This window comes from Mesorhizobium sp., assembly GCF_004963255.1.
Lineage (GTDB): Bacteria > Pseudomonadota > Alphaproteobacteria > Rhizobiales > Rhizobiaceae > Mesorhizobium.
Genome location: NZ_SUGA01000031.1, coordinates 15258 through 40134, shown reverse-complemented (window position 1 = coordinate 40134; position 24877 = coordinate 15258). Strand labels below are relative to the sequence as shown.

Genomic DNA, 24877 nt, shown 5'->3' with positions numbered 1-24877 from the left:
TTGGTCTCTCAAGGCGATGGCTTTCGGCGCCCGAGCTGCCATTGTGCGAGCAGCACAAGCAGGACCGAGGCGCAGAGCACGATCGTTGCGATGGCGTTGATCTCCGGCGTCACGCCGCGCCGGATCGAGGCGAAGACGTAGATCGGCAGCGTCGTCTGCGCGCCGGCGACGAAGAAGGCGATGATGAAATCGTCGAAGGAGAAGGTGAAGGCGAGCAGGAAGCCGGCAATCACCGCCGGCATGATCTGCGGCAGCACGATCGAGCGGAATGTCGTCAGCGGCGTGGCGTAGAGATCGCTGGAGGCCTCGACCAGGTTGCGGTCGAGGCTCGCGAGCCGCGTGCCGACGATCATCGTCACCAGTGCCATCGAAAACAGGCCATGCGCGGCGATGATCGAGCCATAGCCGAGCGAAAGCTTCGGCGGCTGGTCGGTCGGCCACAACTCGGCCAGGAACGGATTGACGACGGCGAAGAGCTGCACCAGCGCGACCAGCGTCGAAATGCCGATGACCACACCCGGGACGACGATCGCGGCACCCAGCAACGCGTCGGAGAGAGCCCGGGTGCGCGCGCCGACGCGCTGCAGCCCGAGCGCCGCGGCGGTGCCGCAGAAGGCCGCAAGCAGCGCGCTGGTGGTGGCAATGAACAGGCTGTTCTTCAGTGCCTCGACCAGGAAGGGATTGGACAGCGCCTTGCCGTACCATTGCACCGAGAAACCGGTGAACTCGCTGGCATGATGGCCGGCATTGAACGAGAACAGCACGACCAGCGCGATCGGCAAATAGAGGAAGGCAAAGACGGCAACGACGAAGGCGCGCATCAGATCAGGTCCACCCGGCGTGCCCCCGAAAGGCGGGTCGAGATGCGGTTGGCGACAATCAGCACCACCACCGAGACCAGCACCAGCGTGATGGCGATGGCCGAGCCGAACGGCCAGTTGCGCGATTGCAGGAACAGGTCGACCAGCGCGTTGCCGATGAAGAACACCTTGCCGCCGCCGAGCAGCGTCGGGATCAGATATTCGCCGAGCAACAGGATCATCACCAGCGAGAAGCCGGTCATCACGCCGGGCAGCGACAGCCGCAGTGTCACGCCGAGGAAGGTCGACAGCGGCGTCGCGCCGAGATCGGCGGAGGCTTCCAGCAGGCGCCGGTCGAGCCGCTCCAGGCTGACATAGATCGGCAGGATCATCAGCGGCAGGTAGCCGTAGACGATGCCGAGCAGCACCGCGCCCGGCGTGTTGATCAGCCTCAGATCCTCGATGCCGACATAGGCGAGCAGGGCCGGAATGCCGCGACCGCCAAGGACGTACATCCAGGCATAGGTGCGCATCAAAAGGCTGGTCCAGAATGGGATGACGATCAGGGCGAGCAGGATCAGCCGCCAGCGATCCGGCGCCCGCAGCGCCAGATAGTAGGCGACCGGATAAGCGACGAGCAGGCAGGCCAGCGCGCCGATGGGCGCCAGCACCATCGTGTTCCAGAAGGCGGTCGCACGGGCCGGCAAATTGGCGTATTGCGCGAAGGTCAGCGCCGCCTGATAGCCGCCTTCCGGCGCCCGCTCGCCGACGCTGAAGATGGCGATGGCGATGAAGGGCAGCACCAGGAACACGACCAGCCACAGCGCCGCCGGAGCGAGCAGCAGCGTCGTCACGAGGTTTTTGCGAAAGAGACTGCCGCGCATTGGGAAAGCCGGTTGAGAACCGGCGGACTTTCGTCCGCCGGTCGCATTGTCTGGTTCGGGTTTGTGGTTGGTCTCGCTCAAGCCGACTTGAAGCGCGCCATCAGCTCGGCGCGGCCCGGATCGGTCAGCGTCGCGGCAGCACCGAATTCGAGCGGTTTCAGCAGATCGGCCGCCGGATAGAGGATCGGGTTGTCGAGCACTTCCTTGGGCAGCAGCGCATTGACCCGCGCATCGGTGGAGGGCGCGCCATTGGCCAGATGCTCCTTCACCGCGACCTTCGGGTTCATCAGATAGTTGAGCAGCGCATAGCCGGCCGGCTTGTTCGGCGCGTCCTTCGGAATGGCGTAGAAGTCGGTCCAGATCTCGCCGCCCTCCTTGCCGAGCACATAGGCGATCTCGGGGATGTCGCGATGGAGCTGCGCCCCGTCATTGGTCCAGCACATTGTCATCCAGGCATCGCCGGCGCGCATTCCCGGCTGATAGTCGCTCGACACCGCGAACAGATGCGGCTTCACCTTGAGCAGCAACTCCTCGGCCTTGGCGAGTTCGTCCTGCTTCAACGAATTGAACGAGTAGCCGTAATATTTCAGCGCATTGCCGATGGTGGTCAGCTGATAGTCATGCACCATGGTGCGGCCATCGCCCTCGGCCATGGCCGTGTCCCAGAACTCCTTCCAGCTCGTCATCGGCTTGGTGAGCTTCTTGGTGTTGATCGCAATGCCGGTGGTGCCCCAGTTCTTCGGCACGGCGTAGATGGTTCCGTCGATCGTGCCTTCGGCGGTGAAGCGGGCATCCTCCTGCGAGCCGTCGAAATTGCCGAGCTTGGCCATGTCGAGCGCCTCGATGATGCCGAGCTTCTTATAGGTCGAGATGGTGTAGTTGGTCGGCACGAACAGGCTCCAGCCCGAGCCGCCGGCCTGCAGCTTGGCCAGCATCTCCTCATTCGAGCCGAAGACATTGACCTCGACGGCAACGCCGGTCTCGGCCTTGAAATTCTCGAAGGTCTGCGGGTCGTGGTAGTTCGGCCAGGTGGCGATCGACATGCGGTCGCCGAGATTTTCGGCGGCGAAGGCCGGCGTCGGCATGATGCCGAGCTCGCGCGCCATCACCGCGGTGGCGACGCCGAGGCCGGTGAGGCCGAGGAAGTCGCGCCGGCTGATCGAGCCGCGCTTCAGGCGCATCAACTGATCGACGAATTTATCGGGGCTTATCGGCAGTCCGTCACGATAGGATTTCGGCATTTTGGTCTTCCCTCTGGTTGGTCCCGTTATTGTTGGCGTGCGGAAACGCCAGCGGCGCTCCGGCGGCGAAGCCGATGGCGACGGGTTCGCCCGGCTTGAACAGATTGCCCTGGCCCATCACGTGGTCGGCCTTGGCGAGCAGTGAACCGATGCCCTGGACCTCGATCGCGTATTCCGCCGTCGATCCCAGGAAAATCCTGTTGCGCACGATGCCTTGCAGGCTGCCGCCTCCAGGCGCTGAGAGGCTGAGCGACTCCGGCCGCAGGCTGACGGATACGGCTTCGCCGCGGCTGAGCGGCACCCGCTTGCGCGCCGCAATCACCGTGCCGTCGGCAAGCGCGACATCGACGAGATCGCCGGAGAGCCCGGCCACCTTGCCGCTGATGAGATTGGTCTTGCCGACGAAATCGGCGACGAACAGGTCGGCCGGCTCGTCATAGATCTCGCTCGGCTGCCCGAGCTGGACAATGCGGCCGCCATTCATGACGCAGACGAAATCGCTCATCGACAGCGCTTCTTCCTGGTCGTGGGTGACCAGCACGAAGGTGATGCCGATCTCGCGCTGCAGGTTCTGCAGCTCGATCTGCATGTCAGTGCGCAGCTTCTTGTCGAGCGCCGCCAGCGGCTCGTCGAGCAACAGCACCGCTGGTTTGTTGACCAGTGCCCTAGCGAGCGCGACGCGCTGCTGCTGGCCGCCGGACAGCTCGTGGATCTTGCGGCGCCCGTAGCCGGCGAGCTGCACCATCGAAAGCGCCTCGCCCGCCCTCTGGCTGATCTCGCGCGACGACAGGCGCGGCCTTGCCTGGCGCAGCCCGTAGGAGATGTTGTCCTCGACATCGAGATGCGGGAACAGCGCATATTGCTGGAACACCATGTTGACCGGGCGCCGGTAGGGCGGCGTTCCCGCCATGTCGCGGCCCCGGATCAGCACCTGACCTTCGCTCGGCTGCTCGAAGCCGCCGATCATGCGCAGGCAAGTCGTCTTGCCGCAGCCGGAAGGGCCGAGCAGCGCGACGAAGGCGGAAGGCGGGATGGCAAGGTCGATGCCGCTCACGGCGGTAACCGCGCCATAGCGCTTGGTGACCGCGCGAAATTCGATATCGGGCACTGCAGTCAAGCCACGGGCTCCAGCGACAGCATGAGGCAATGTCGCGACGCTAGCAGAGCCAATGGTGCCTAGTATATACCTCGCAGGTGGTATATTTAGCCGATTTTATCGTTTAGAGGGGTATGGATTGGCCGCCTCCCGCAGTAACGACTACAACGCCTTGGCCGCCGTGATCGCCGCGTCGCGCGAGACCGGCGGCGATCATTTCGGCAAGGCGGTCGTCGGCTGGCTCAGCGGCCATGTCCGATTCGACCATTGCGTGATCTTTGGCTATCGCGGCGCTATGCGGCCGCCGCTCCTGTTCGAGACCTTCTCTCCGGCGGAGAGCCACATCTTCGTCGCGCTCTATCAGGAAGGGCCCTACCTGCTCGACCCGTTCCACCACGCCGCGGTCGAGCGCAAGGAGGGGTTCTGGCGCATGCGCGAGCTCGCGCCCGACCGTTTCTATGCCAGCGAGTACTACCGTTCCTATTACAGCCAGACCAAACTTGCTGAAGAGGTCGGCTTCTTCGTGCCTTTGGCCGGGAAGGACGCGCTGGTGCTGTCGCTGATGCGGCTGCGCGCCACCGGGCCGTTCGGAACGGCGGATGCCAGGCTGCTGCGCGACATGGCGCCAGCGGTGATCAGCTTCTGCAGGCAGCGCTGGCCCGCTTTGCCCGCCGAAGAGGCTGCGGCCCAACCCTCCGGAGAAACCGTCGCGACGGCCAACGAACTCGACCGAGCGCATATCTGGAAAAGCCTGTCGCTGACCTCACGCGAAAAGCAGGTGGTCGACCTCGTGCTTCAGGGCCATTCCACGGAATCGATTGCCAGGGCGCTGCGTATCGTGCCGGGGACCGTCAAGGTCCACCGCCGCAACATCTATCGCAAGCTGAAGATCAAGTCGCAGGCGGGTCTCTTCGCGCGCTTCGTCGAGATCATCGACGCGCGGATCGGCTGAGCCTCGGCTCCACCGGATCGACTGTCGCGAACACCGCGCTCGCCTCGCTGACGATCGAGACATGATCCCTGGCCGCCTTACCCGCGGCCGCCGCGTCACCGCGCATGATCGCGGTGACGATCACATCATGCTCCTGCCAGGACTTGGCCAGCCGGCCCGGCAGCATGAATTGCGCGCGCCGGAACGGCGCCAGCCGGCTGCGGGTCGCCACCGTCAGATCATGGATATGCGTGTTGTGGGCGCCGCGATAAAGCCTGCTGTGGAACTCGGTGTTGAAATACTCGTAATCCTCCTCGGCGCCGAGCTGCACCATGCGCGCCGACGCCTGATGCTCCATCTCCAGCGAGCGGCGCTCGGCGCCGGTCATGCGCTCGGCGGAGAAGCGGGCGCAGATCGCCTCCAGCTCGCCCATGCTCTCGAACATCGAGGCCAGATGCTCCTGCGTGACCACGGCGACGATGGCGCCCCGGTTGGGCCGCCTCTCGACAAGTCCGATGGCGCTCAACTGGCCGAGCGCCTCCCGGACCGGCGTGCGCGAAACGTCGAAGCGGGCGGCGAGCGAGCCCTCGTCGAGCTTTTCGCCGGGACGCAGATAGCCGGTGACGATGCGGTCCGCGATCGCCCTCACCATCTGATCCACGGTCGTGCCCGACCTGACCAAGCCACGCTTTCCCGACACGTCTCCTCCGCCCAGTTTATTGCGGACAGCCCGCGAGGTGGACGGTCCACGGGCTGTTTCGACTCAAGGCCGCATCCCTGTATGCCTAGATTTTGACCTTAATGTCAAATTGATCGTTTTTAAGGCAAAAAGTGCATGCACTTGCCTTTGGTTTATGCAGGTCTTCTAAATTCGCTCGTTGATTTTATTGCAGAAAATTAGAAAAAGAAACTGGCACAGCGATTGCATGCACTTTCTTGACAACATGTTAACCGGCCCACCAGGGTCCAAGAAAGGGGAGCATTCGATATGACCGGGAAATTCATGCTTAGCCGCCGCGACCTGCTCAAGACCACCGCCACCGGAGTGGCGCTCGGTCTGGCCTCGGCCGCGTTTCCGATCCGCGCCGCGCGCGCCGCCGCCGCGACCGTCGGCTTCATCTATGTCGGCCCGAAAGACGACTATGGCTACAATCAGGCGCATGCCGAAGGCGCTGCGTCGCTGAAGGGCGTCGAAGGCATCTCCATCGTCGAGGAAGAAAACGTCCCCGAGACGGTCGACGTCCAGAAGACGATGGAATCGATGATCAATCTCGACGGCGCCTCGCTGATCTTCCCGACCTCCTTCGGCTATTTCGATCCGCATATGCTGGCCATGTGCGCCAAGTTCCCCGACGTGCAGTTCCGCCATTGCGGCGGCATGTGGAACAAGGACAAGCACCCGATGAACGCCGGCTCCTATTTCGGCTATATCGGCATGGGCCAGTACCTGAACGGCGTCGTCGCCGGCCACACCACCAAGTCGAAGAAGCTCGGCTTCGTCGCCGCCAAGCCGATCCCGCAGGTTCTCCTCAACATCAATTCCTTCCTGCTCGGCGCGCGCTCGGTCGATCCGGCGATCACTTGCCAGGTGATCTTCACCGGCGAATGGTCGCTGGCGGTGAAGGAGGCCGAGGCCACCAATGCGCTGATCGACCAGGGCGCCGATGTCGTCACCTGCCATGTCGACAGCCCCAAGGTGGTGGTCGAGACGGCCGCTGGACGCGGCGCCTTCATCTGCGGCTACCACGCCAACCAGAGCCCGCTGGCGCCGGAAAAATACCTGACCGGCGCGGAATGGAACTGGGCCAAGGTCTACAAGATGTTCGTCGACGACCTCATCGCCGGCAAGCCGCTGCCCAATTTCACGCGCGGCGGACTGGCCGACGGCTTCGTCAAGATGAGCCCGCTCGGCCCCGCCGTCGGCGAAGCGGCACGCAAGCAGTTCGACGCCACGCTGGCCGAAATGATGAAGGGCGGCTTCTCCGTCATCAAGGGACCGTTGAAGAGCAACAAGGGCGCCGTCGTCGCGACCGAAGGCCAGGCCTTCGTCGAGACCGCGATCGAGCTCGAAAGCATGGACTATCTCGTCGAGGGCGTCGTCGGTTCCACGGCCTGAGGCATTGCGTGTCGCCCAAAGCTGCGCAGCGGTTTGGGATGACGACACGTATCCGAACAAGGGCTTGAAGCACGCTTCAAGCGCGAGCCGAGGAGACGGATATGGCGGACACTGTGAGCAGCCCGGATGTGCGGACCATCCTCGACGCCGGAGGATACCGGGCGGCGCTCGAATGGACCGCCAGGCGGGCGGAGGCCTTCGTCATTCCGCTCGCGGCGCTGGTCGTCGGCATGGTGCTGTTCAGCCTGTTCATCCTGGCTGTCGGCAAGTCGCCGGTGCAGCTTTATGAGACGATGTGGCGGGGCGGCTTCGGCTCCTGGTTCTCGATCCAGAACTCCCTGTCGCGCGGCGCGCCGCTCCTGCTTGCGGCGCTCTGCGTGGCGCTGCCGGCGCGCCTTGGCCTGGTCGTCATCGGCGGCGAAGGCGCGATCGTGCTGGGCGGCGTCGCCGCGGCCGCCATCGGCGTCGCGCTGAACGGCGCGCCGTCCTTCCTCGTTATCCTTCTCATGGGCGTGGGGGGCGCAGCCGCCGGCGGCATCTGGATAGGTGTCGTCGGGGCGCTCCGCCATTACCGAGCCGTCAACGAGACCATCTCCAGCCTGCTAATGGCCTATATAGCCATCGCGCTGATGAACCATCTGGTGGAAGGGCCGTTGCGCGACCCGGCTTCGCTGAACAAACCCTCGACCCAGCCGCTGGCCGACATCTACCGCATCGGCAACATACCGGGCATGGAGGTGCATTGGGGTCTCGTCGTCGGCATCCTGGCCTGCGTGCTCTCCTGGCTGCTGATCGAGAAGACCCGCTGGGGTTTTGCCGCCCGCATCGCTGGCGGCAATGTCAGGGCCGCACAAGTCCAGGGGCTGGCCGTCGGTCCACTGATCGTCGGCTTCACCGCGCTGGCGGGCGGATTCGCCGGCCTTGCCGGCATGATCGAGGTCGCGGCCGTGCAGGGCAGCGCCAACGGCTCGCTTGCCGCGGGCTACGGCTATACCGGCATCCTCGTCGCCTTCCTCGCCCGCCACAACCCGCTTGCCATCATCCCTGTCGCCATCCTGCTTGGCGGCATCGACGCGTCCGGCGGACTGATCCAGCGCCGCATGGACCTGCCCGACGCAACTGTCCTGGTGCTGCAGGGCATGCTTTTCATCGTCATCCTGTTCAGCGAGACCTTCTACGGCCGCTTCAAGCTCTTCAACCCGGACCTCTGGCAGAGGCCCCATTTCTTGAAGGGAAATGTCTGATGGAAACGACCGACATCGGCCTGTGGGGCGTGCCGCTCGCCATGCTGGGCGGCGCCATCCGCGTCTCCACGCCCTTCATCTTCGTCTCGCTCGGCGAAGCCATCACCGAGCGTTCCGGCCGCATCAATCTCGGCCTCGAAGGCACGCTGGTGTTCGGCGCCATGAGCGCCTACGCGGTGGCTGTCATGACCGGCTCGCCATGGCTCGGCCTTTTGGCCGCGGCGCTCGCCGGCCTCTGCTTCGGCCTCTTCCACGGCTGGATCTGCAAGTTCCCGAAGGTCAACGACATCGCCATCGGCATCGCCCTGATGCTGTTCGGCACAGGGCTCGCCTTCTTCTTCGGCAAGCCCTTTATCCAGCCTTCGGCGCCCGACCTGCCGGCGATCCCCTTCGGCAACTGGTCCGACATCCCGCAGGTGCAGGCGGCGCTCAACGTCAACGTGCTGTTCCTGATCGGCGCGGCGCTTGCCGTGTTCCTCTGGTGGGCCTTCCGCAACACGCGCGTCGGCCTCATCGTGCGCGTGGTCGGCGACAGCGCCGACGCCGCGCGCGCCATGGGTCTCAACCCCAACACGGTGCGGCTGCTCGCCACCGGCGTCGGCGGCGCGCTGGCCGGCATCGGCGGCGCCTATCTGTCGCTCTACTATCCCGGCAGCTGGACCGAGCGCATCTCGTCCGGCCAAGGACTGATGGCGGTGGCGCTGGTCATCTTCGCGCGCTGGAACCCGCTCGGCTGCTTTGCCGCAGCGCTCCTGTTCGGCGGCGCCGGCGCGCTTGGCCCGGCGCTGCAGTCGGTGGGCGTCACGCAGGGCTACTACCTCTTCTACGCCGCGCCCTACATCCTCACCCTTATCATCATGATCGCCACCTCGTCGCCGAGCCGCACGCTCGCCGGCGCGCCCGGCGAACTGTCGATCACCAAATGACCGCGCACCACGCACCGCCCCTGGAATCGCTTGAGAGACCGGAGTTTTTGCCATGAACGCCAGAGCCGAGATCACCCAGCGCTACATCGACGCCGATCCCTATCCCTGGCCCTACAATGGCGATCTCAGGCCCGACAACACGGCGCTGATCATCATCGACATGCAGACCGATTTCTGCGGGCCTGGCGGCTATGTCGACCATATGGGCTATGACCTGTCGCTGGTCCGCGCGCCGATCGAGCCGATCAAGTCGGTGCTTTCCGCCATGCGGGCCAAGGGCTACACCATCATCCACACCCGCGAGGGTCATCGCCCGGACCTCGCCGACCTTCCCGCCAACAAGCGCTGGCGCTCGCGCCGCATCAATGCCGGCATAGGCGATCCGGGTCCGTGCGGGCGCATCCTGGTGCGTGGCGAGCCGGGCTGGGACATCATCCCCGACCTCTATCCGGCCGAGGGCGAGCCGATCATCGACAAGCCGGGCAAGGGTTCGTTCTGCGCCACCGACCTCGAGCTGATCCTCAACCAGCGCGGCATCGAGAACATCGTGCTCACCGGCATCACCACCGATGTCTGCGTGCACACCACCATGCGCGAGGCCAACGACCGCGGCTTCGAATGCGTGATGCTGGAGGATTGCTGCGGGGCGACCGACTACGGCAACCACCTGGCGGCGATCAAGATGATCAAGATGCAGGGCGGCGTGTTCGGCGCGGTGTCGAATTCCGCCGCGCTCGTCGCGCAGCTGCCGTGAGGAGCCGGCGATGAGCGGAACGCATACAAAGGCGATCGGCGTCGAGACCATCGGCATGACCATGCGCTTCGGCGCCTTCACGGCGCTGGACGATGTCTCCATCAAGGTGCCGGCAGGCTCCTTCCACGCGCTGCTCGGCGAGAACGGCGCCGGCAAGTCGACGCTGGTCAAATGCATGATGGGTTTCTACCACCCGACATCGGGCGACATGCTGGTCGACGGACGCCAGGTCGCGATAGCCAGCCCCAGGGACGCCTCGGCGCTCGGCCTCGGCATGGTCTACCAGCATTTCACGCTGGTGCCTTCGCTGACGGGCGCCGAGAACCTGGTCATCTCGCGCGAAAAAGTGCCGGGCGTCATCGACTGGCGCAAGGAGCGCGCAGCGCTTGCCCAATTCATGGAGCGCATGCCCTTCAAGCTGCCGCTCGACGTCAAGGTGGCCGAGCTCGCCGCCGGCGAGAAGCAGAAGCTGGAGATCATCAAGCAGCTTTATCTCGGCCGCAATTTCCTGGTGCTGGACGAGCCGACGTCCGTGCTCACTCCGGGCGAGGCGCAGGAAGTGCTTGGCCTGGTGCGCGGCATGACCAAGGCCGGCGACCTCACCGTGCTGATGATCTCGCACAAATTCCACGAGGTCACCGCCTTCGCCGACGACATCACCGTGCTGCGCAAGGGCAGGCTCACCGGGACCGGCAAGGTCTCCGATCTTTCGCACAGGGAGATGGCGGCGATGATGATCGGCGACCAGCCGATCGCCGCGCTCGACAGCCGCGCGGCGCCGAAGCCGGACGCCGAGATCGTGCTCAAGGTAAAGGCGCTGAAGGCGCCGGACCGCACCGGCCTCAAGTCGATCGACATCGCCGATCTCGGCGTCCGCTCCGGCGAGATCGTCGGCATCGCCGGCATCTCCGGCAACGGCCAGAAGGAGTTCCTGGAGGTGCTGGCCGGGCAGCGCGCCCGTGATCAGGGGGAAGTCATGGTGCGCGGCAGCGCCTATGCAGCGACGCGCGCCGAGGCGCGCGCGCTCAATGTCCGCTTGATCCCGGAGGAGCCGCTGAAGAATGCCTGCGCGCCGAAGATGACGGTCGCCGAGAACATTGCCTTCCGCACCTTCGACGTGGACGGCAACGGCAAGCCGGTGAGCTGGATCAGCGCCGGCGCCATCAAGGCTTTCAGCGCCCGCCTGGTCGAGCAGTTCAAGGTCAAGACCGCATCGCTGTCTTCGCCGATCGCTTCGCTGTCGGGCGGCAATGTGCAGCGCGCCGTGCTCGCCCGCGAGCTCACCGGCGAGGTCGACCTGCTGATCGTCTCCAACCCGTGCTTCGGCCTCGATTTCTCCGCCGTCGCCGAGATCCGCGCCCGCATCATGAAGGCGCGCAACGCAGGCGCCGCGGTGCTTTTGATGTCGGAAGACCTGGACGAGCTGCTGGAACTCTCGGACCGCATCCTCGTCATGTCGGAAGGCGCGCTGGTCTATGAGACGCCGATTGCGCAGGCGAGCGTGCAGACCATCGGCGAGCACATGGCGGGGCATCACTGATGGCGGAAATCGCAGCGCAGCCCTTCGCCTTTGCCTTCAGGCTCGAGACGACGGCGCTCATCGTCATCGACATGCAGCGCGACTTTGCCGAGCCGGGCGGGTTCGGCGCCAGCCTTGGCAACGACGTCAGCCGGGTCACGGCGATCGTGCCGACGGTGAAGCGGCTGATCGAGGGCTTTCGCGCCGCGGGCCTGCCGGTGATTCATACCATGGAGTGCCACAAGCCCGACCTTTCAGACCTGCCTCCCGCCAAGCGCGACCGCGGCAATCCCTCGATCCGGATCGGCGATGTCGGCCCGATGGGCCGCGTCCTGATCGCCGGCGAGCCTGGCACCGCGATCCTCGACGAGCTCGCGCCCCTGCCCGGCGAGATCGTCATCGAGAAGCCCGGCAAGGGCGCCTTCTACGCGACCGGCCTCGGCGACGACCTGAAACGGCTCGGCGCGCGGCAACTGGTGTTCGCCGGCGTGACGACCGAAGTCTGCGTCCAGACGACGATGCGCGAGGCGAACGACCGCGGCTATGAGTGCCTGGTCGCGGAGGATGCGACGGAAAGCTACTTTCCCGAATTCAAGGTGGCCGCGCTCGCCATGATTAGGGCGCAGGGCGCCATCGTCGGCTGGACGGCGACCACCGATCAGATCCTCGAGGGAATTGCGAATGCCTAATCTTGCCTTTGCCGGCCTCCTTGACGGCGGCTGGCGCGATCTGGCGTTCGAGCCTTTCCGCGACGGCGTCACCGTGCATTGGCTGCTCAAGGGCGGCCCGGTCGAACCGTCGGTCGCGCTGCTCAAATATCAGCCGGGCGCCGGCGTGCCGCGCCACCGCCATGCCGGGCTGGAAACCATCGTCGTGCTGGAAGGCACCCAGAGCGACGAGAACGGCGACTATCCAGCGGGCAGCGTGATCCTCAATCCGGTCGGCACCGAGCATTCTGTGTGGACGAAGGACGGCTGCGTGGTGCTGATCCAGTGGGACCTGCCGGTGATCATCCTGGGGGAGACGAAATGAACGACATCCGCTTCGACATCGCCAGCCTGCGCGCCGCCTACCAAAGCGGGCTTGGCATCGCCGAGGTGATCGATGCGGTCCTTGCCCGCATTGATGCGGCCGGCGACCCCGGCATCTTCATCCACCTAGCGACGAAAGCGGACTTGCTGGCCGAGGCCGATGCGCTCGGTCCTTTCGATCCCGTGGCCAAGCCGCTCTGGGGCATCCCTTTCGCCGTCAAGGACAACATCGATGTCGCCGGCATGCCGACCACGGCGGCCTGTGCGGAATATGCCTACACGCCGGACAAAGACGCAACGGTCGTGGCGAGGCTCAAGGCCGCGGGCGCTTTTGTCGTCGGCAAGACCAATCTCGACCAGTTCGCCACCGGCCTTGTCGGCGTGCGCACACCCTGGCCGATCCCAAGGAACGCGATCGATCCGAAACTCGTGCCCGGCGGCTCCTCCTCCGGCTCGGCGGCTGCGACGGCGCGCGGCATCGTTTCCTTCGCGCTTGGCACCGACACCGCCGGCTCTGGCCGCATTCCGGCCGGCCTTAACAACATTGTCGGGCTGAAGCCGACGGTCGGCGCGCTGTCCACGACCGGCGTCGTGCCTGCCTGCCGGACCCTCGACTGCGTCTCGGTCTTCGCGCTGACCGTCGATGACGCCTATGCGGTGCTCTCGGCCGCTGCCGCACACGACGCCGCCGATCCCTATTCGCGTGTGGTCGCCGTCCAGCCCCTCGCCGCCCGTCCACCGGTGCTGACTGTCGGCATCCCGGCAAAGGCCGATCTGAAGTTCTTCGGCGACGCGTCGATGCAGGCCGGCTTCGAGGCAGCTCTCGCATCACTGGAAACGCTCGGCGCCAGGTTAGTCGAGATCCCGTTCGCCGACTTCTACGCCACCGCAGACCTTCTCTACGAAGGCGCCTGGGTGGCGGAGCGTTATGCGGCGATCCGCGATTTCTTCGAAGCGAACGAAGCAGCCCTCCATCCGGTGACGCGCAAGATCATCGGCGGCGCCAGGAACCTGTCGGCGGCCGATGCTTTCCGCGGCCTCTATGCCTTGCAGGCCTACAAGTCCCGCCTGGCCCCGGTCATCGCTTCCGTCGACCTCTTCTGCGTGCCGACCGCGCCGACCCACTACAGCGTCGATGCCGTGCTCGCCGATCCGATCGTCACCAACAGCCGGCTCGGCACCTACACCAATTTCGTCAATCTGCTCGACATGTGCGGCATCGCCGTGCCGGCCGGCACGCGCGACGACGGCCTGCCAATGAGCGTGACCCTGCTTGCCGCCGCAGGACGCGACGGCCTCGTCGCGGCGGTCGCGCGCGATCTCCATGCCGCGAGCGGCCTCGCTCTCGGCGCGACCGGATGGCCGCAGTCGAGCGCGCAGCCTGTCGGCGCGCCCGCCGATGACGGCACGATCGAGCTGGTGGTGGTCGGCGCGCATCTTTCGGGAATGCCGCTCAACGGCCAATTGAAGGAGGCCGGCGCAAGCTTCAGCAGGTCGGCGCGGACGGCGCCGTCCTACAAGCTCTATGAGCTCGCCGGCCAGACCCCGCCCAAGCCCGGGCTGGTCCGGGTCGGCAATGGAGGCACCGCCATCGAGATCGAGGTCTGGCGCCTTTGCGCCGACGCCTTCGGCCGTTTCGTCGCCGCCATCCCGCCGCCGCTCGGCATCGGCACCATCGAGCTCGACGACGGCACCTCGGCGAAGGGTTTCCTGGCCGAGAGCGCCGGCTTGGCGGCGGCGACGGACATCTCGGCCTATGGCGGCTGGCGCAGCTACGTCGCCAGGGCGAACGAGATTCAACGCCGATTGGAGAGCGTTCCCTCCAACTGAGCGGCAGCCCGGTTCAGCGGCGACCCCGCCGGGTCACGACCCCTTGCCAAACGCTCCTGCGTCCGCCTCTCAGGCGAGTTCGAACCGCTCCACGGCGCGCATGATGCCGCGCAACTCGGCAAGGCCTTTCAGCCTGCCGATCAGCGAATAGCCGGGATTGATCCTGGTCTTGCCGATATCATCGGCGAGCAGATGGCCATGGTCCGGCCGCATCGGGATGCGCCAGTCGGACCGGCCTTCCTTGCGCCGGCGCGCCTCCTCCTTCATCAGCGCCAGGATGACTTCGGCCATGTCGGTCGAGCCTTCCAGATGCTCGGCCTCGTAGAACGAGCCATCCGCCTCGCGCGTCACATTGCGCAGATGCGCGAAATGGATCTTCGGTCCGAACTCCTCGATCATCGCGACCAGGTCGTTGTCGGCGCGCACGCCGTAGGAGCCGGTGCAGAAAGTCAGTCCGTTCGACGGGCTGTCGACCGTTCCCACGATGAAGCGCGCGTCTTCCGCCGTGGAAACCACGCGCGGCAAACCGTAGAGCGAGAAGGGCGGATCGTCGGGATGGATGCACATGCGCGCGCCGACTTCTTCGGCGGCCGGAATGATCTCCTTCAGGAACCAGGCGAGGTTGGCGCGCAGTTCGGCCGGACCGATCGCGGCATAGTCGGCAAGCGCCTGGCGCATCGTCTCGCGATTGTAGGTGCGCTCGGTGGCCGGCAGGCCGGCGATCAGATTGCGCTCTATTTTCTCGATGTCATCGTTGCTCAGAGTCTTCAGTCGTGCTTCCGCCTCCTTGAGGCGCTCCGGACCGTAGCTCGCCTCGGCATTCGGCCGCTTCAGCACAAAGACGTCGTAGGCGGCGAAGTCGAGCGCATCGAAGCGCAATGCGTAGCCGGTGGTCGGCAGCCGGTACGTGAGATCGGTTCGCGTCCAGTCCACCACCGGCATAAAGTTGTAGCAGATCGTCGAGATGCCGGCCTTGGCCAGCGCCCGGATCGTGTCCCTGTACCACCCGGCGTAGCGCTCCCGCTCGGGTGTCCCCGTCTTGATCGAGTTGTGGACCGGAATGCTCTCCACCACCGACCATGTCAGCCCCGCCGCCTCGATGATGCGCTTGCGTTCGAGAATGGCGTCGAGCGGCCAGGCGCTGCCGTCATAGATGTCGTGCAGCGCCGTGACGATACCAGTCGCCCCCGCCTGCTTGATGTGGTCGAGCGTGACCGGGTCGTTCGGGCCGTACCAGCGCCAGCATTGTTCCATGACTGCCTCCCAAAGCATGCGTTTTAATCCGTGTCGTATCTGAACGGCCGCCATGCATCAAAACAAAGACGTAAAGCCGCATCGGACCGAACCCATTTCGGCGCGAGCGCTCAGCGTGGTTGCGATCGACCATATTGTCGGATGACAATGGCCGTCAAATCAGGGGATCGCGGCGCCTTGCGACGAACCACTGACAGGCGCTTTCGTCCATCATTGCAGGAGTTTTGTCCATGAACGATTTCGACGGCAAGGTTGCCCTGGTGACGGGAACGACCGGCATCGCCGAGGCAACCGCGCGCCGTCTTGCCGAAGGCGGCGCCGCAATCATCGCGCTGGGCATCGACCAGGCCGCCAACGCGATGCTGCAGGCCGAGCTCAACCGCGCGGGCGCCGCCGCGCTCGTGCTCGCCACGGACGTTGCCGTGCCCGACCAGGTCGAGAGGGCGATCGCCGACGGCGTCGAAAAATTCGGCGGGCTGGACGTCATCGTCAATTCGGCGGCCGTGCATCCTTACGGCACGGCCACGACGACGGATTTCGAGACCTGGAACCGGGCAATGTCGGTCAATGTCGGATCGATCTACCTCACCGCCCGTTTCGGCATACCGGAGATGATCAAGCGCGGCGGCGGCGCCATCGTCAACGTCGCCTCGGTGCAGGGCACCGCCTGCCAGGAGAATGTCGCAGCCTACGCTACCACCAAGGGCGCCATCCACACGCTGACGCGCTCGCTGGCGCTCGACTATGCCCGAAAGGGCATCCGCGTGAACTCCGTCAGTCCGGGATCCGTCCGCACTCCGATCCTCGAACGCGCCGCCCGCGCCGACGATCCCAATGCGGATGTCGAAGCTGCTTTCAAACGCTTCGGCGAAGCGCATCCGCTTGGCCGCATCGGCGAGCCGGAGGAAGTGGCGGAACTGATCGCGTTCCTGTGCTCGTCCAAGGCAAGCTTCTGCACTGGGGCCGACTACAGGATAGATGGCGGCCTTTTGGCGGGGATCGGGGTCCGATAACGTCGCAGTCGCAATGACGCGGTTGGGGGACGGACGCGCGCTCCCTTGCGGCAGCGAGCGTTAACCGTCTATCGTGCGCCCCAATGCCATCGGAACCTGTCCCCCCGGCGGATAGAGCGACGAAGCAGCTTTCAGGACGACGAAGCAACGCAGAGCCAATGGCCGACAAATCGCGAATCGGACTGACCGCTGTCGATACCGTTCCACTGCATGAGAAAGTCTATCTGGAGCTCGTTCGGGCCCTTATGTCCGGACAGTTGCAGCCTGGCCAGAAGCTGACCTCGCGCAAGCTCGCCAAGGAACTCGGCACCAGCGACATGCCGGTGCGCAGCGCCTTCACCCGGCTGCAGGCGCTGCGGGCGCTGAGCCCGATGCCGAACGGCAGCGTCGAGGTGCCTCTGATCTCCGCCGATCGGTTTGCGCAATTGACCGCGGTGCGCACCATCCTGGAGGGCACCGCGACCGAGCTCGCGACGAAACGCATCAACGGCAACAATCTGCGCGCGATCCGGCGCCACTGCGCCGAGCTCACCGAGGCCGCCCGCAATGGCGGGATCGAAAACTATCTGCGCAAGAACCACGACTTCAAATTCGGGGTCTATCGCCATTGCGGCAATGAACAGATGATCTTCCTCATCGAGACGGTGTGGATGCAGGTTGGGCCTTTCCTGCGAAACCTGCATATCGGTTTCGAGGATGATCTCGCCGGCATTCTCGGCATCGATTACCACGAGGAGGTCGTCGCGGCGATCGAGGCTCGCGATGGCGAGCGGGCGCGGGCGGCGATCGTGCGCGACATCGAAGAGGGCGCCACGCATATCCTCGGGCAGGTGAAGTTTCCCGAACTTCGTCACTAGCCAACACACGCCGAATCCGGCTTGGCTTTCGCCGGCTGTATCGCTATGTTGCGATCGCAGATCGCGAAAATGGACCTGAAATGCCGCCCGATATCCCAGCTAGTGACTTGAAAAAATGAAGAAAAGCCTTTCGGCGCCAGCCGATACGGCCTTCATAAACTCACAAGCTGAAAATTGGATATCGTAGCCTGCAAAGGCTACAGCACCTAAAAAGGGGCTGGAAATTGAGCGATGCGATTGCGGACGTTTTGAACTGGCTTGCAAGCAGGAAGGACATCCAGAGCCTGAGGGCGGCGGTGTGCGACCTGAACGGCATCATGCGCGGCAAGCGCATTCCGGTCGAGCAGGCGCGCAAGGCGCTCGAAGGCAAGCTGCGCATGCCTTACTCGGCCATCGGCCTCGACATCTGGGGCGAGGATATAGAAGGCAACGCCCAGGTCTTCTCGACCGGCGATGCCGACGGGCTTTGCCACTGGACGGGGCGGGGCATACTGCCCGTCAACTGGACGGCCCATCCGACCGCGCTGCTGCCGCTCTGGCTGGCGGATGACAGCGGCGCGCCCTATCTTGGCGATCCGCGCCGCGCGCTGGCCCGCATCCTCGACCGCTACGCCGCGCTCGGCCTGACGCCCGTCACCGCGACCGAGCTCGAATTCTATCTTGTCGACCCGACCTCGCAGCGGCCCGTCGGCCCTGTTTCACCTGTCACCGGCAGGCGCCTCGATTCCGACGCGGCGCTCTCGATCGACGAGGTCGACGATTTCGAGGCCTTCATCCACGATATCTACGAAGCCTGCCGCATGCAGGACATTCCGGTCGACACTGCGATCGCCGAGAACGGCGTCGGCCAGTTCGAGATCAATTTGAACCATGTGCCCGACGCCTTGCGCGCCGCCGACGATGCGGTGCTGTTCAAGCGTACCGTGAAGGGCATCGCCCGCAAGCATGGCTTCTCCGCCTGCTTCATGGCCAAGCCCTATGGCGAGCGCGCCGGCAACGGTTTTCATGTGCATTTCAGCGTGCTCGACAGGGACGGCCGCAACATCTTCGACGACGGCTCCGACCAGGGCTCCGACACCATGCGCCACGCGGTCGGCGGCCTGCTTGCCGCGATGGCCGAGAGCACGCTGGTGTTCGCGCCGCATTTCAATTCCTACCGCCGGCTGCGGCCGAGATCCTACGCGCCGACCGCCGTCGCCTGGGGCTACGAGAACCGCATGGTGGCGATCCGCATTCCAGGCGGACCTTCGGCTGCACGCCGCATCGAGCATCGCGTCTCCGGCGCCGATGCCAATCCCTATCTGGTGCTGGCGGCGATCCTCGGCGCGGCGTTGATCGGCATCGAGCGCCAGCTCTCGCCCGGCGAGCCGACAGGCGGCGAAGGCCAGGGGCTGACGCTCGCCAAGCTGCCGCCGGACTGGGCTTCGGCCATCGCTGCCTTCGAGGCCGGTCCGCGCGTCGCCGAGATTTTCCCGAACGTGCTGCGCGACGCCTTTGTCGCCTGCAAGCGCCAGGAACTGAACACGTTCGCGCTGAATGTCAGCGACTTCGAGATCGAGACCTATCTCGAGAGCGTTTGAGGCCGGCGACGCTGAAGTTAGAGCAGGAGAGCGGCCGGGCTCGCCTGCACAGGTCATGAACCACTCACGAGAAATCGACTTTCCCCGAGCCGGCCGTCGACAGGACACGCACTCAGGCCGGCCGGACACCGCCGACGATGCGCATTCGCCCCGGAGCGATCATCGGTTCTGGTGAAGGATGGTTTCGGCGGCGATGAAGCCCCAGGTCATGTTCGGGCCGAGGGTCGTGCCGGCTCCCACGGCGCGCGTGCCGATCGGATTGGCCATGGCAAGCCCCGCCGCGTAGAGCCCGGGAATGATCGAGCCGTCCGGCCTCAGCACTTGCGCCCGCTCGTTGGTGCGGGCACCGCCCTTTGTGCCGAGGATCGAGCGGTTTATCGTCATGCCGATATAGGGCGGCTTGTCGATCGGCTTCAGGCGGTTCTCGGGACCGTGCGCCTTGTAATCCTCCCAGCCGTTCTCGCCGCGGCGGAAATCCTCGTCGCGTCCCTTGGCGCAAAACCCGTTCCAGCGGGCGATCGTGTCTTCGAGCGCCGCCGCCGGCAGTCCGAGCTTTGCGGCGAGGCCACCGATCGTGTCGGCCCTCTTGAGCCATTGACGTTCGTAGGAGGCATACCAGCGGAACGGCAGCGATGTTTTCAGGAAACGGTGGTCGCCGATGAGATAACACGGCAGGTTCACCGGCGCGCCGTCCGCCCCGCGCGCATCGATCGCCTCGCCGATGTTGAAATCATTCTCGCTGACGAAGCGCTTCGCATCGCGGTTCACCACGATCGAATGCGGCTCGGCCTGAAAGGTCATCGGCAGGCCATGCGGCTTGCCCCGATAGCGCGTCGGCAGGCAGGGATAGACATTCGCCTGGTCCATGCGATCCAGTTCCGCGCCGACGGAAGCGGCAAGCTTCTGGCCGTCGCCTTCATTGGTGGGAGGGCTGCCGATACGATCCAGCGGACCGGGAAAATGGCGGGCCCGCATCTCGGCATCCCACTCAAAGCCACCCGTCGCGATGATCACGCCACGCCGCGCCAGAAGCTCCAAGCGCTGGCCCTCGCACTCAACCTCGGCGCCGATCACGCGCGAGTCCGATTCCTGAAGCAGACTCACGGCGCGCGTTTCCAGCTGAAAGGCGACGCCCGCGTCCAGGCAGCCCCTGATGAGCCCGGTCATGAGGGCCGTGCCCTGCCCGCCCGAATTCGTCAGCCACCGCCAAAGCAGCCTCGGCCACAGCCTGAGGCCGGCGCGGATGGGGTGATGATAGAGGTCGAGATCGACGACCTCCTGATAGCTGAAGCTGTGCGGCAAAGTGGAGCGGCGCAGGCGCGGCGCAAATTTGCCCAGGATGCGGCGGCTGAGCGGCCTCGGCGAGACCATGCGGCCGAAAAGCTTGCCGCCCGGCGCTTCGGCGAAGGGATCCGGCTCGTTGACCAGGCGAAAGTCGAGAGCCGTGTTGTCGGCCAGGAACCGCAACATATCGGGAGCGGCCCTGACGAAGGCGCTCCAGAGCGCATCTTCCTTGCGCGCCCAGCCCTGCGGCGCCACGGCGCGCAGATAGCTCAGCGCATCTTCGCGGCTGTCGGCAACCCCGGCGCCCGCCGCCAGATGGTTGGCGGGTATCCAGACCCCGGCCCCAGACATGGCCGAAGTGCCGCCCAGCCACTCGCTCTTTTCGATCACCAGCACCTTGAGACCGCCCCTGGCGGCCCGCAACGCCGCCGAACAGGCCGCCGATCCCGAACCGATAACCAGAACGTCGAATTCGCCCATTGCGGTCCCTCTGCTGTCATCGCGGCGTCACTATAGGTTCGGGAAATTAAATCTGTCTACTATTGTGTCGACAGTTTTTGCGTTATACGCTCCGTTCGGTGAGCGGCATTCTCCCGCATGCTCACTTGCAGCCCCTTCCGACAGGCAGAGCCATGGACGACACCCACCTTCCACCTGCTCCTTCCGGCATTCATATTTCCGGGTCCGAAACGCGCGAAAGCTATTGGCAGCCGGTGCCGGCGAACGGCCATATCGATGTCGCGCTGGCGCCCCATATCGTCGGCATGGAGCACCCGTTCGCGCTCGGCACGCAGTCGGTCGCGCCCGGCGGTTACGTGCGTGAACACACGCATGACCGCAACGAGGAGGCGATCTATGTGATCGAAGGCCATGGCCGCGCCGTCGTCGAAGGCAAGGAGTATCCGATACGGCCCGACAGCGTGGTGTTCCTGCCGAAGAATGTCAGGCACATGTTCATCAACGACGGCGAGACACAGCTTCGTTGGATTTGGCTGATCGTGCCCAATGGGCTCGAGGACTTCTTCCGCCTCATCGGCAAGCCGCGCAAGCCGGGCGAGCGTGTGCCGTCCAACTTCCCGCGCCCGGAAAACGTGCTGGAGATCGAGCGCAAGACGGTCTTCGGCGCCGACATCGTGGACAAGTTCGATCCCCTGAGCCGAAACCCCTGAAGCAGCCCGATGACGACGCTTGGTCTCATCGGTTATGGCGCGATCGCGCGTGACATCGTGACGGCTTTTCCAGCGCACGCGGTCGATTGGGTGGTGCTCCTGCGCGAAGGCGCCAGCCCCGTATTGCCGGCGAATGTCAGGGCGGTCACCCGGCTCGATCTGTTGACCCACGCGCGCCCCGCAGCCGTGGTCGAAGCGGCGGGCCAGGAGGCCGTCGCCGCTTATGTGCCGGCACTGCTCGAAGCCGGTATCCCGACCGTCATCGCCTCGGTCGGCGCTCTCGCCGACGCTGCGCTTCAGACACGCCTCGCCGCCGCCGGCAGCATCGGCGGCACGCGCTTCGTCCTGCCCGCCGGCGCCCTGGGCGGCCTCGACTATCTCCGCGCCATAGCGGCGCTTCCCGACGCGCGGGTGCGCTACACCTCGCGCAAGCCGCCGGCAGCCTGGAAGGCGGAGCTTGCGGCCCTCGGCCTGTCCGCCGGGCAAGAAGCAGTGACTCTGTTCGAGGGCACGCCCCAGGAAGCGGCGAGGGCCTATCCGAAGAACCTGAACGCCGCCTTCGCTGTGGCGCTGGCAGTTGGCGCCGACAAGGTCACCGTGCGCGCGATCGCCGATCCGAAGGCAGCCGGCAACACGCATGAAATCGAGGCCGAGAGCGCGGCCGGCACCGCCGCTTTCCGCCTCGCCAACACACCTTCGCCGGGCAATCCGAAGACGTCGGCGCTGACGGCGCTCAGCGTGGCTGCGGCGCTGCGCGACCTGCTCGACATGGGAGGCCGTTGATGGCGTTCTTCACCGCCGCCGACGGATGCCGCATCCATTACGAAACGTTTGGCGCGAACGGTCCGCGCCTGGTCCTCATCCCGGGGCTCGGTGGGGACGGACGGTTCTGGGCCGGCGTGGCGCGCCTGCTCGAGGTCGACCATCGCCTTATCGTCACCGACCATCGCGGCGCCGGCCGCAGCGACCGCCCGGAGGGCCCCTATTCCATTCCGCTGATTGCGAGTGACGTGGCCGGTCTGCTGGCGAGCACGGACGGGCCGGCGCACATCATCGGGCATTCGACCGGCGGCGCCATCGCGCAAGTGCTCGCGCTCGATCACGCCGGCCTTGGGCTCAGCTACACGATCAGCAGTTCCTGGGCACAGGCCGATGCGCGCTTCCGTATGCTCTTCAGCGCCCGCGCCGAGCTGCTCGAGGCCGGCATGGCTGAAACCTATCAGCGCCTTGGCCATGTGCTTTGCCACGAGCCTTCCTATCTCGAAGCGCATGAGGAGCAGCTCGAAGCCGCGGTCGCCGCCGCCTCCCGGACGCTCGCTCCGCTTGCCGTCGCGGCCGCGCGCGTACGCATGTTGCTCGACCACGACCGCCTCGCCGACCTGCCGCGTATCGCGGCCCCGGTCCAGGTGATCGCCGCCATCGGCGATGTCGTGACGCCGCCTGCCCTGTCGCAAGCCATCGCAGCCGCGATACCGGCGGCGAGATACACGTCCATCGCGGGCGCGCATTTCCATCCCCTCGCCGATCCCGAGGGGTTCGCCGCCATCATCCGTCGCTTCATTGCCGAAACCGAACAGCAGATATCATGACCGCCGACGCCGCTCCCGCACTCATCGACCCGCGCCTCAAGCCGGGGGCCGTCCTGCTTGCCGAGGGGCGCATAATGGCCCGCGACTGGCGGCTCGGCACCTGCCGCTTTCTCACCGAGGCCGGTGTGCCGTCGGAAGCGGCGTGGAAACGCAAGGCGGCGACCGAAAGGCGGGTCATGCAGCACGCGCATATCGGCTTCCGAAGCGTCGACCGCACCATCGCGGCGATCGGCGAGGTGCATGAGCAATGCCGCAAGGCAGGCGTGACGGTCGATCGTTTCGGCATCACGCTGGACTGGTCGATGGGCTATCCGCAGGCCATGCGCGCCAAGGCCGCGCGCGGCACCGGCATTGTGCTGACCGGTCCGGAAGATTTCGCCCGCATCACCAACGCCGCGCCCGCCGCCGCCCATTTCGGCGACTTCATGCTCGGCCTGCCGGGCGCAGTCGAAAACACCCGCGCGGCGATTGCCGCCGGAGCGACGGCCATAGGCAATCTCGGACAGTATTTCACCTTCCGGCTGCCTTACTGGGACGATGACGTGGCGACCACCGAAGCGACCGTCACCGCGCTCGGTCTGATCGCCGCGCAGGATGCGGAGATCCTTGTCCATTCCAACCTCGACGACGGCTTCGCCGGGCTTTTCATCGACATGGCCTGCGCGCTCGGCATGGTGCTGGTGGAAAAGCACATCGTCGAGACGCTGATCGGCGCGCGCCTTGGCCATTGCTACGGCCATCATTTCAGCGATCCGCTGTCGCGCGCCGCCTTTCACGCGGCCCTGGTCCGGGTCACCGAGACGCCGGGCACAATGATCTTCGGCAACACCGTCTCCTATCAGTCGACGCCGGCCGGCAATTACGCGAGCCTGGCGAGCTATCTCCTGGCCGACATACTCGCCATGGGCCGATGGCCCTCCGGCCATGCGGTCAATCCCGTGCCGGTGACGGAGAACCAGCGCATTCCCGATGTCGACGAGATCATCGACGCGCAGACCTTCGCCCACCGGCTAACGCTGCACGCGCCCTTCTATGACCCGATCCTCGACTGGACAAGGGTGGAGGCGATGGCGGACGTGCTGGTCGAAGGCGGGCGGCGCTTTGCCGATTCCGCTCTCGCCGGCCTCGCCGAGCGCGGGGTCGCGATGGATGATCCCGCCGCTCTGATGCTGGCCATCCGCCGCATCGGGCCGAAACGCCTGGAAGCGCTTTTCGGTCCGGGCGCCATCGGCCAGCGCGGACGTGCGCCGCTGATCCATGCCGAATGGGCGCGAGAGCTCAACGACAAGGCGGCAAGCTGGGTGGCGGCGCAAAGGCAGATGCAGGCCTCAAGGAACCTCACCGTCTGCATCGGCACCACCGACGTGCACGAGCATGGCAAATATCTCGTCGAGCAGGCGCTCGAGGGCCTGGGCGTCGCCATCGCCGATGCCGGTGTGGCCATTGACCCGGAGGCGCTCGTCGCCTGCGCCGCCGAAACCGGCGCGGACGCCATCGCGGTCAGCACCTATAATGGCGTGGCGCTGCGCTATGCGCAGGCGCTGAAAGCGGCTATGGCGGCACGCGGACTTGCCCTGCCGGTCCTGATCGGCGGGCGGCTGAACGAGGTGCCCAAGGACTCCAATTCGGGCCTGCCGGTCGACGTGACCAAGGATATCGCCAACCTCGGCTGCCTGCCTTGCGCCGACCTCGACGAGATGCTCGCCGCTCTGCGCTCCATCCCGCCCGTTGCCTGATGCCGCGAAGGACGCGCCGCCGT

General features: G+C 65.6%; 23 protein-coding genes. 16 read left to right on the top strand and 7 right to left on the bottom strand.

The window, feature by feature from the left end:
• Nucleotides 1-8 precede the first annotated feature (8 nt).
• The 4 genes from E5X34_RS25120 to E5X34_RS25105 form a co-directional block, all read right to left on the bottom strand.
• A complete protein-coding gene (locus E5X34_RS25120) occupies nucleotides 9-821 on the bottom strand; it encodes an ABC transporter permease (protein ID WP_292570323.1) in 813 nt (270 codons plus the stop codon).
• The gene (locus tag E5X34_RS25115; protein WP_292570320.1) at nucleotides 821-1684 is read right to left on the bottom strand and encodes an ABC transporter permease; all 864 of its coding nucleotides are present in this window, start codon (nucleotides 1682-1684) and stop codon (nucleotides 821-823) included. The genes E5X34_RS25120 and E5X34_RS25115 overlap by 1 nt, the downstream gene beginning before the upstream one ends.
• Before the next feature lie 77 nt (nucleotides 1685-1761).
• Nucleotides 1762-2925: a spermidine/putrescine ABC transporter substrate-binding protein gene (locus E5X34_RS25110; protein ID WP_292570317.1), complete on the bottom strand. Its 1164-nt coding sequence runs from the start codon at nucleotides 2923-2925 to the stop codon at nucleotides 1762-1764.
• Nucleotides 2906-4042, bottom strand: coding sequence for an ABC transporter ATP-binding protein (locus E5X34_RS25105; RefSeq protein WP_292570314.1), 1137 nt, complete (start codon nucleotides 4040-4042; stop codon nucleotides 2906-2908). Before E5X34_RS25105 ends, E5X34_RS25110 begins: the two co-directional genes overlap by 20 nt.
• A gap of 118 nt (nucleotides 4043-4160) precedes the next feature.
• Between E5X34_RS25105 and E5X34_RS25100 the strand changes: the two genes are divergently transcribed.
• Nucleotides 4161-4973 carry a helix-turn-helix transcriptional regulator gene (locus E5X34_RS25100; protein WP_292570311.1) on the top strand — a complete coding sequence of 271 codons (813 nt, stop codon included), beginning with the start codon at nucleotides 4161-4163 and terminating at the stop codon, nucleotides 4971-4973.
• On the opposite strand, the gene E5X34_RS25095 is transcribed toward E5X34_RS25100, so the two are convergent.
• Entirely contained in the window at nucleotides 4951-5604 is a 654-nt protein-coding gene (locus E5X34_RS25095) for a GntR family transcriptional regulator (protein WP_292570387.1), read from the bottom strand. The genes E5X34_RS25100 and E5X34_RS25095 overlap by 23 nt on opposite strands.
• 336 nt (nucleotides 5605-5940) lie before the next feature.
• On the opposite strand from E5X34_RS25095, the gene E5X34_RS25090 reads away from it, so the two are divergent.
• From E5X34_RS25090 to atzF, 8 genes are all read left to right on the top strand, one after another.
• A complete protein-coding gene (locus E5X34_RS25090; protein ID WP_292570308.1) occupies nucleotides 5941-7068 on the top strand; it encodes a BMP family ABC transporter substrate-binding protein in 1128 nt (375 codons plus the stop codon).
• A 101-nt stretch (nucleotides 7069-7169) separates the two neighbouring features.
• The gene (locus tag E5X34_RS25085; protein ID WP_292570305.1) at nucleotides 7170-8312 is read left to right on the top strand and encodes an ABC transporter permease; all 1143 of its coding nucleotides are present in this window, start codon (nucleotides 7170-7172) and stop codon (nucleotides 8310-8312) included.
• Complete coding sequence (locus E5X34_RS25080; protein WP_292570302.1) at nucleotides 8312-9238, top strand: ABC transporter permease; 927 nt, start codon at nucleotides 8312-8314, stop codon at nucleotides 9236-9238. The genes E5X34_RS25085 and E5X34_RS25080 overlap by 1 nt, the downstream gene beginning before the upstream one ends.
• Nucleotides 9239-9290: 52 nt before the next feature.
• Nucleotides 9291-9992 carry an isochorismatase family cysteine hydrolase gene (locus E5X34_RS25075; RefSeq protein WP_135870884.1) on the top strand — a complete coding sequence of 234 codons (702 nt, stop codon included), beginning with the start codon at nucleotides 9291-9293 and terminating at the stop codon, nucleotides 9990-9992.
• Nucleotides 9993-10002: 10 nt separating this feature from the next.
• The gene (locus tag E5X34_RS25070) at nucleotides 10003-11532 is read left to right on the top strand and encodes an ABC transporter ATP-binding protein (protein ID WP_292570299.1); all 1530 of its coding nucleotides are present in this window, start codon (nucleotides 10003-10005) and stop codon (nucleotides 11530-11532) included.
• The gene (locus tag E5X34_RS25065) at nucleotides 11532-12200 is read left to right on the top strand and encodes an isochorismatase family cysteine hydrolase (protein WP_292570296.1); all 669 of its coding nucleotides are present in this window, start codon (nucleotides 11532-11534) and stop codon (nucleotides 12198-12200) included. Before E5X34_RS25070 ends, E5X34_RS25065 begins: the two co-directional genes overlap by 1 nt.
• Nucleotides 12193-12543, top strand: coding sequence for a cupin domain-containing protein (locus E5X34_RS25060; RefSeq protein ID WP_127250398.1), 351 nt, complete (start codon nucleotides 12193-12195; stop codon nucleotides 12541-12543). The genes E5X34_RS25065 and E5X34_RS25060 overlap by 8 nt, the downstream gene beginning before the upstream one ends.
• Complete coding sequence (atzF, locus tag E5X34_RS25055) at nucleotides 12540-14372, top strand: allophanate hydrolase (RefSeq protein WP_292570293.1); 1833 nt, start codon at nucleotides 12540-12542, stop codon at nucleotides 14370-14372. The genes E5X34_RS25060 and atzF overlap by 4 nt, the downstream gene beginning before the upstream one ends.
• 69 nt (nucleotides 14373-14441) lie before the next feature.
• On the opposite strand, the gene uxuA is transcribed toward atzF, so the two are convergent.
• Nucleotides 14442-15626: a mannonate dehydratase gene (gene uxuA / locus E5X34_RS25050; protein ID WP_292570290.1), complete on the bottom strand. Its 1185-nt coding sequence runs from the start codon at nucleotides 15624-15626 to the stop codon at nucleotides 14442-14444.
• A 230-nt stretch (nucleotides 15627-15856) separates the two neighbouring features.
• Between uxuA and E5X34_RS25045 the strand changes: the two genes are divergently transcribed.
• The 3 genes from E5X34_RS25045 (at nucleotide 15857) to E5X34_RS25035 (ending at nucleotide 19076) form a co-directional block, all read left to right on the top strand.
• Complete coding sequence (locus E5X34_RS25045) at nucleotides 15857-16639, top strand: SDR family oxidoreductase (RefSeq protein ID WP_292570287.1); 783 nt, start codon at nucleotides 15857-15859, stop codon at nucleotides 16637-16639.
• Between the two features lie 158 nt (nucleotides 16640-16797).
• Entirely contained in the window at nucleotides 16798-17496 is a 699-nt protein-coding gene (locus E5X34_RS25040) for a GntR family transcriptional regulator (RefSeq protein ID WP_292570285.1), read from the top strand.
• A 224-nt stretch (nucleotides 17497-17720) separates the two neighbouring features.
• On the top strand, nucleotides 17721-19076 hold the full coding sequence (locus tag E5X34_RS25035; RefSeq protein WP_292570283.1) for a glutamine synthetase family protein: 1356 nt from the start codon (nucleotides 17721-17723) through the stop codon (nucleotides 19074-19076).
• A gap of 159 nt (nucleotides 19077-19235) precedes the next feature.
• Here E5X34_RS25035 and E5X34_RS25030 read toward each other — a convergent pair whose 3' ends face one another.
• Nucleotides 19236-20840 (bottom strand): FAD-dependent oxidoreductase, encoded by a 1605-nt coding sequence (locus tag E5X34_RS25030; protein ID WP_292570281.1) that lies wholly within the window; start codon nucleotides 20838-20840, stop codon nucleotides 19236-19238.
• A gap of 152 nt (nucleotides 20841-20992) precedes the next feature.
• On the opposite strand from E5X34_RS25030, the gene E5X34_RS25025 reads away from it, so the two are divergent.
• From E5X34_RS25025 to E5X34_RS25010, 4 genes are read left to right on the top strand one after another with little or no spacing between them, the layout of a single operon-like run.
• Complete coding sequence (locus tag E5X34_RS25025; RefSeq protein ID WP_292570279.1) at nucleotides 20993-21529, top strand: cupin domain-containing protein; 537 nt, start codon at nucleotides 20993-20995, stop codon at nucleotides 21527-21529.
• Between the two features lie 9 nt (nucleotides 21530-21538).
• Nucleotides 21539-22312 carry an aspartate dehydrogenase gene (locus tag E5X34_RS25020; RefSeq protein WP_292570277.1) on the top strand — a complete coding sequence of 258 codons (774 nt, stop codon included), beginning with the start codon at nucleotides 21539-21541 and terminating at the stop codon, nucleotides 22310-22312.
• Nucleotides 22312-23118, top strand: coding sequence for an alpha/beta fold hydrolase (locus E5X34_RS25015; RefSeq protein WP_292570276.1), 807 nt, complete (start codon nucleotides 22312-22314; stop codon nucleotides 23116-23118). Before E5X34_RS25020 ends, E5X34_RS25015 begins: the two co-directional genes overlap by 1 nt.
• Nucleotides 23115-24854 (top strand): cobalamin-dependent protein, encoded by a 1740-nt coding sequence (locus E5X34_RS25010; RefSeq protein ID WP_292570274.1) that lies wholly within the window; start codon nucleotides 23115-23117, stop codon nucleotides 24852-24854. Before E5X34_RS25015 ends, E5X34_RS25010 begins: the two co-directional genes overlap by 4 nt.
• Nucleotides 24855-24877: the final 23 nt, after the last annotated feature.

What these genes read in the sequence shown, in the direction of transcription:
- E5X34_RS25010 (WP_292570274.1), top strand. Translation starts at nt 23,115, where the DNA reads ATGACCGCCGACGCCGCTCCCGCACTCATCGACCCGCGCCTCAAGCCG.
- E5X34_RS25045 (WP_292570287.1), top strand. Translation starts at nt 15,857, where the DNA reads ATGAACGATTTCGACGGCAAGGTTGCCCTGGTGACGGGAACGACCGGC.
- E5X34_RS25025 (WP_292570279.1), top strand. Translation starts at nt 20,993, where the DNA reads ATGGACGACACCCACCTTCCACCTGCTCCTTCCGGCATTCATATTTCC.
- uxuA (WP_292570290.1), bottom strand. Translation starts at nt 15,626, where the DNA reads ATGGAACAATGCTGGCGCTGGTACGGCCCGAACGACCCGGTCACGCTC.
- atzF (WP_292570293.1), top strand. Translation starts at nt 12,540, where the DNA reads ATGAACGACATCCGCTTCGACATCGCCAGCCTGCGCGCCGCCTACCAA.
- E5X34_RS25095 (WP_292570387.1), bottom strand. Translation starts at nt 5,604, where the DNA reads ATGGTGAGGGCGATCGCGGACCGCATCGTCACCGGCTATCTGCGTCCC.
- E5X34_RS25090 (WP_292570308.1), top strand. Translation starts at nt 5,941, where the DNA reads ATGACCGGGAAATTCATGCTTAGCCGCCGCGACCTGCTCAAGACCACC.
- E5X34_RS25040 (WP_292570285.1), top strand. Translation starts at nt 16,798, where the DNA reads ATGGCCGACAAATCGCGAATCGGACTGACCGCTGTCGATACCGTTCCA.
- E5X34_RS25030 (WP_292570281.1), bottom strand. Translation starts at nt 20,840, where the DNA reads ATGGGCGAATTCGACGTTCTGGTTATCGGTTCGGGATCGGCGGCCTGT.
- E5X34_RS25120 (WP_292570323.1), bottom strand. Translation starts at nt 821, where the DNA reads ATGCGCGCCTTCGTCGTTGCCGTCTTTGCCTTCCTCTATTTGCCGATC.
- E5X34_RS25020 (WP_292570277.1), top strand. Translation starts at nt 21,539, where the DNA reads ATGACGACGCTTGGTCTCATCGGTTATGGCGCGATCGCGCGTGACATC.
- E5X34_RS25080 (WP_292570302.1), top strand. Translation starts at nt 8,312, where the DNA reads ATGGAAACGACCGACATCGGCCTGTGGGGCGTGCCGCTCGCCATGCTG.
- E5X34_RS25070 (WP_292570299.1), top strand. Translation starts at nt 10,003, where the DNA reads ATGAGCGGAACGCATACAAAGGCGATCGGCGTCGAGACCATCGGCATG.
- E5X34_RS25015 (WP_292570276.1), top strand. Translation starts at nt 22,312, where the DNA reads ATGGCGTTCTTCACCGCCGCCGACGGATGCCGCATCCATTACGAAACG.
- E5X34_RS25065 (WP_292570296.1), top strand. Translation starts at nt 11,532, where the DNA reads ATGGCGGAAATCGCAGCGCAGCCCTTCGCCTTTGCCTTCAGGCTCGAG.
- E5X34_RS25110 (WP_292570317.1), bottom strand. Translation starts at nt 2,925, where the DNA reads ATGCCGAAATCCTATCGTGACGGACTGCCGATAAGCCCCGATAAATTC.
- E5X34_RS25085 (WP_292570305.1), top strand. Translation starts at nt 7,170, where the DNA reads ATGGCGGACACTGTGAGCAGCCCGGATGTGCGGACCATCCTCGACGCC.
- E5X34_RS25115 (WP_292570320.1), bottom strand. Translation starts at nt 1,684, where the DNA reads ATGCGCGGCAGTCTCTTTCGCAAAAACCTCGTGACGACGCTGCTGCTC.
- E5X34_RS25060 (WP_127250398.1), top strand. Translation starts at nt 12,193, where the DNA reads ATGCCTAATCTTGCCTTTGCCGGCCTCCTTGACGGCGGCTGGCGCGAT.
- E5X34_RS25075 (WP_135870884.1), top strand. Translation starts at nt 9,291, where the DNA reads ATGAACGCCAGAGCCGAGATCACCCAGCGCTACATCGACGCCGATCCC.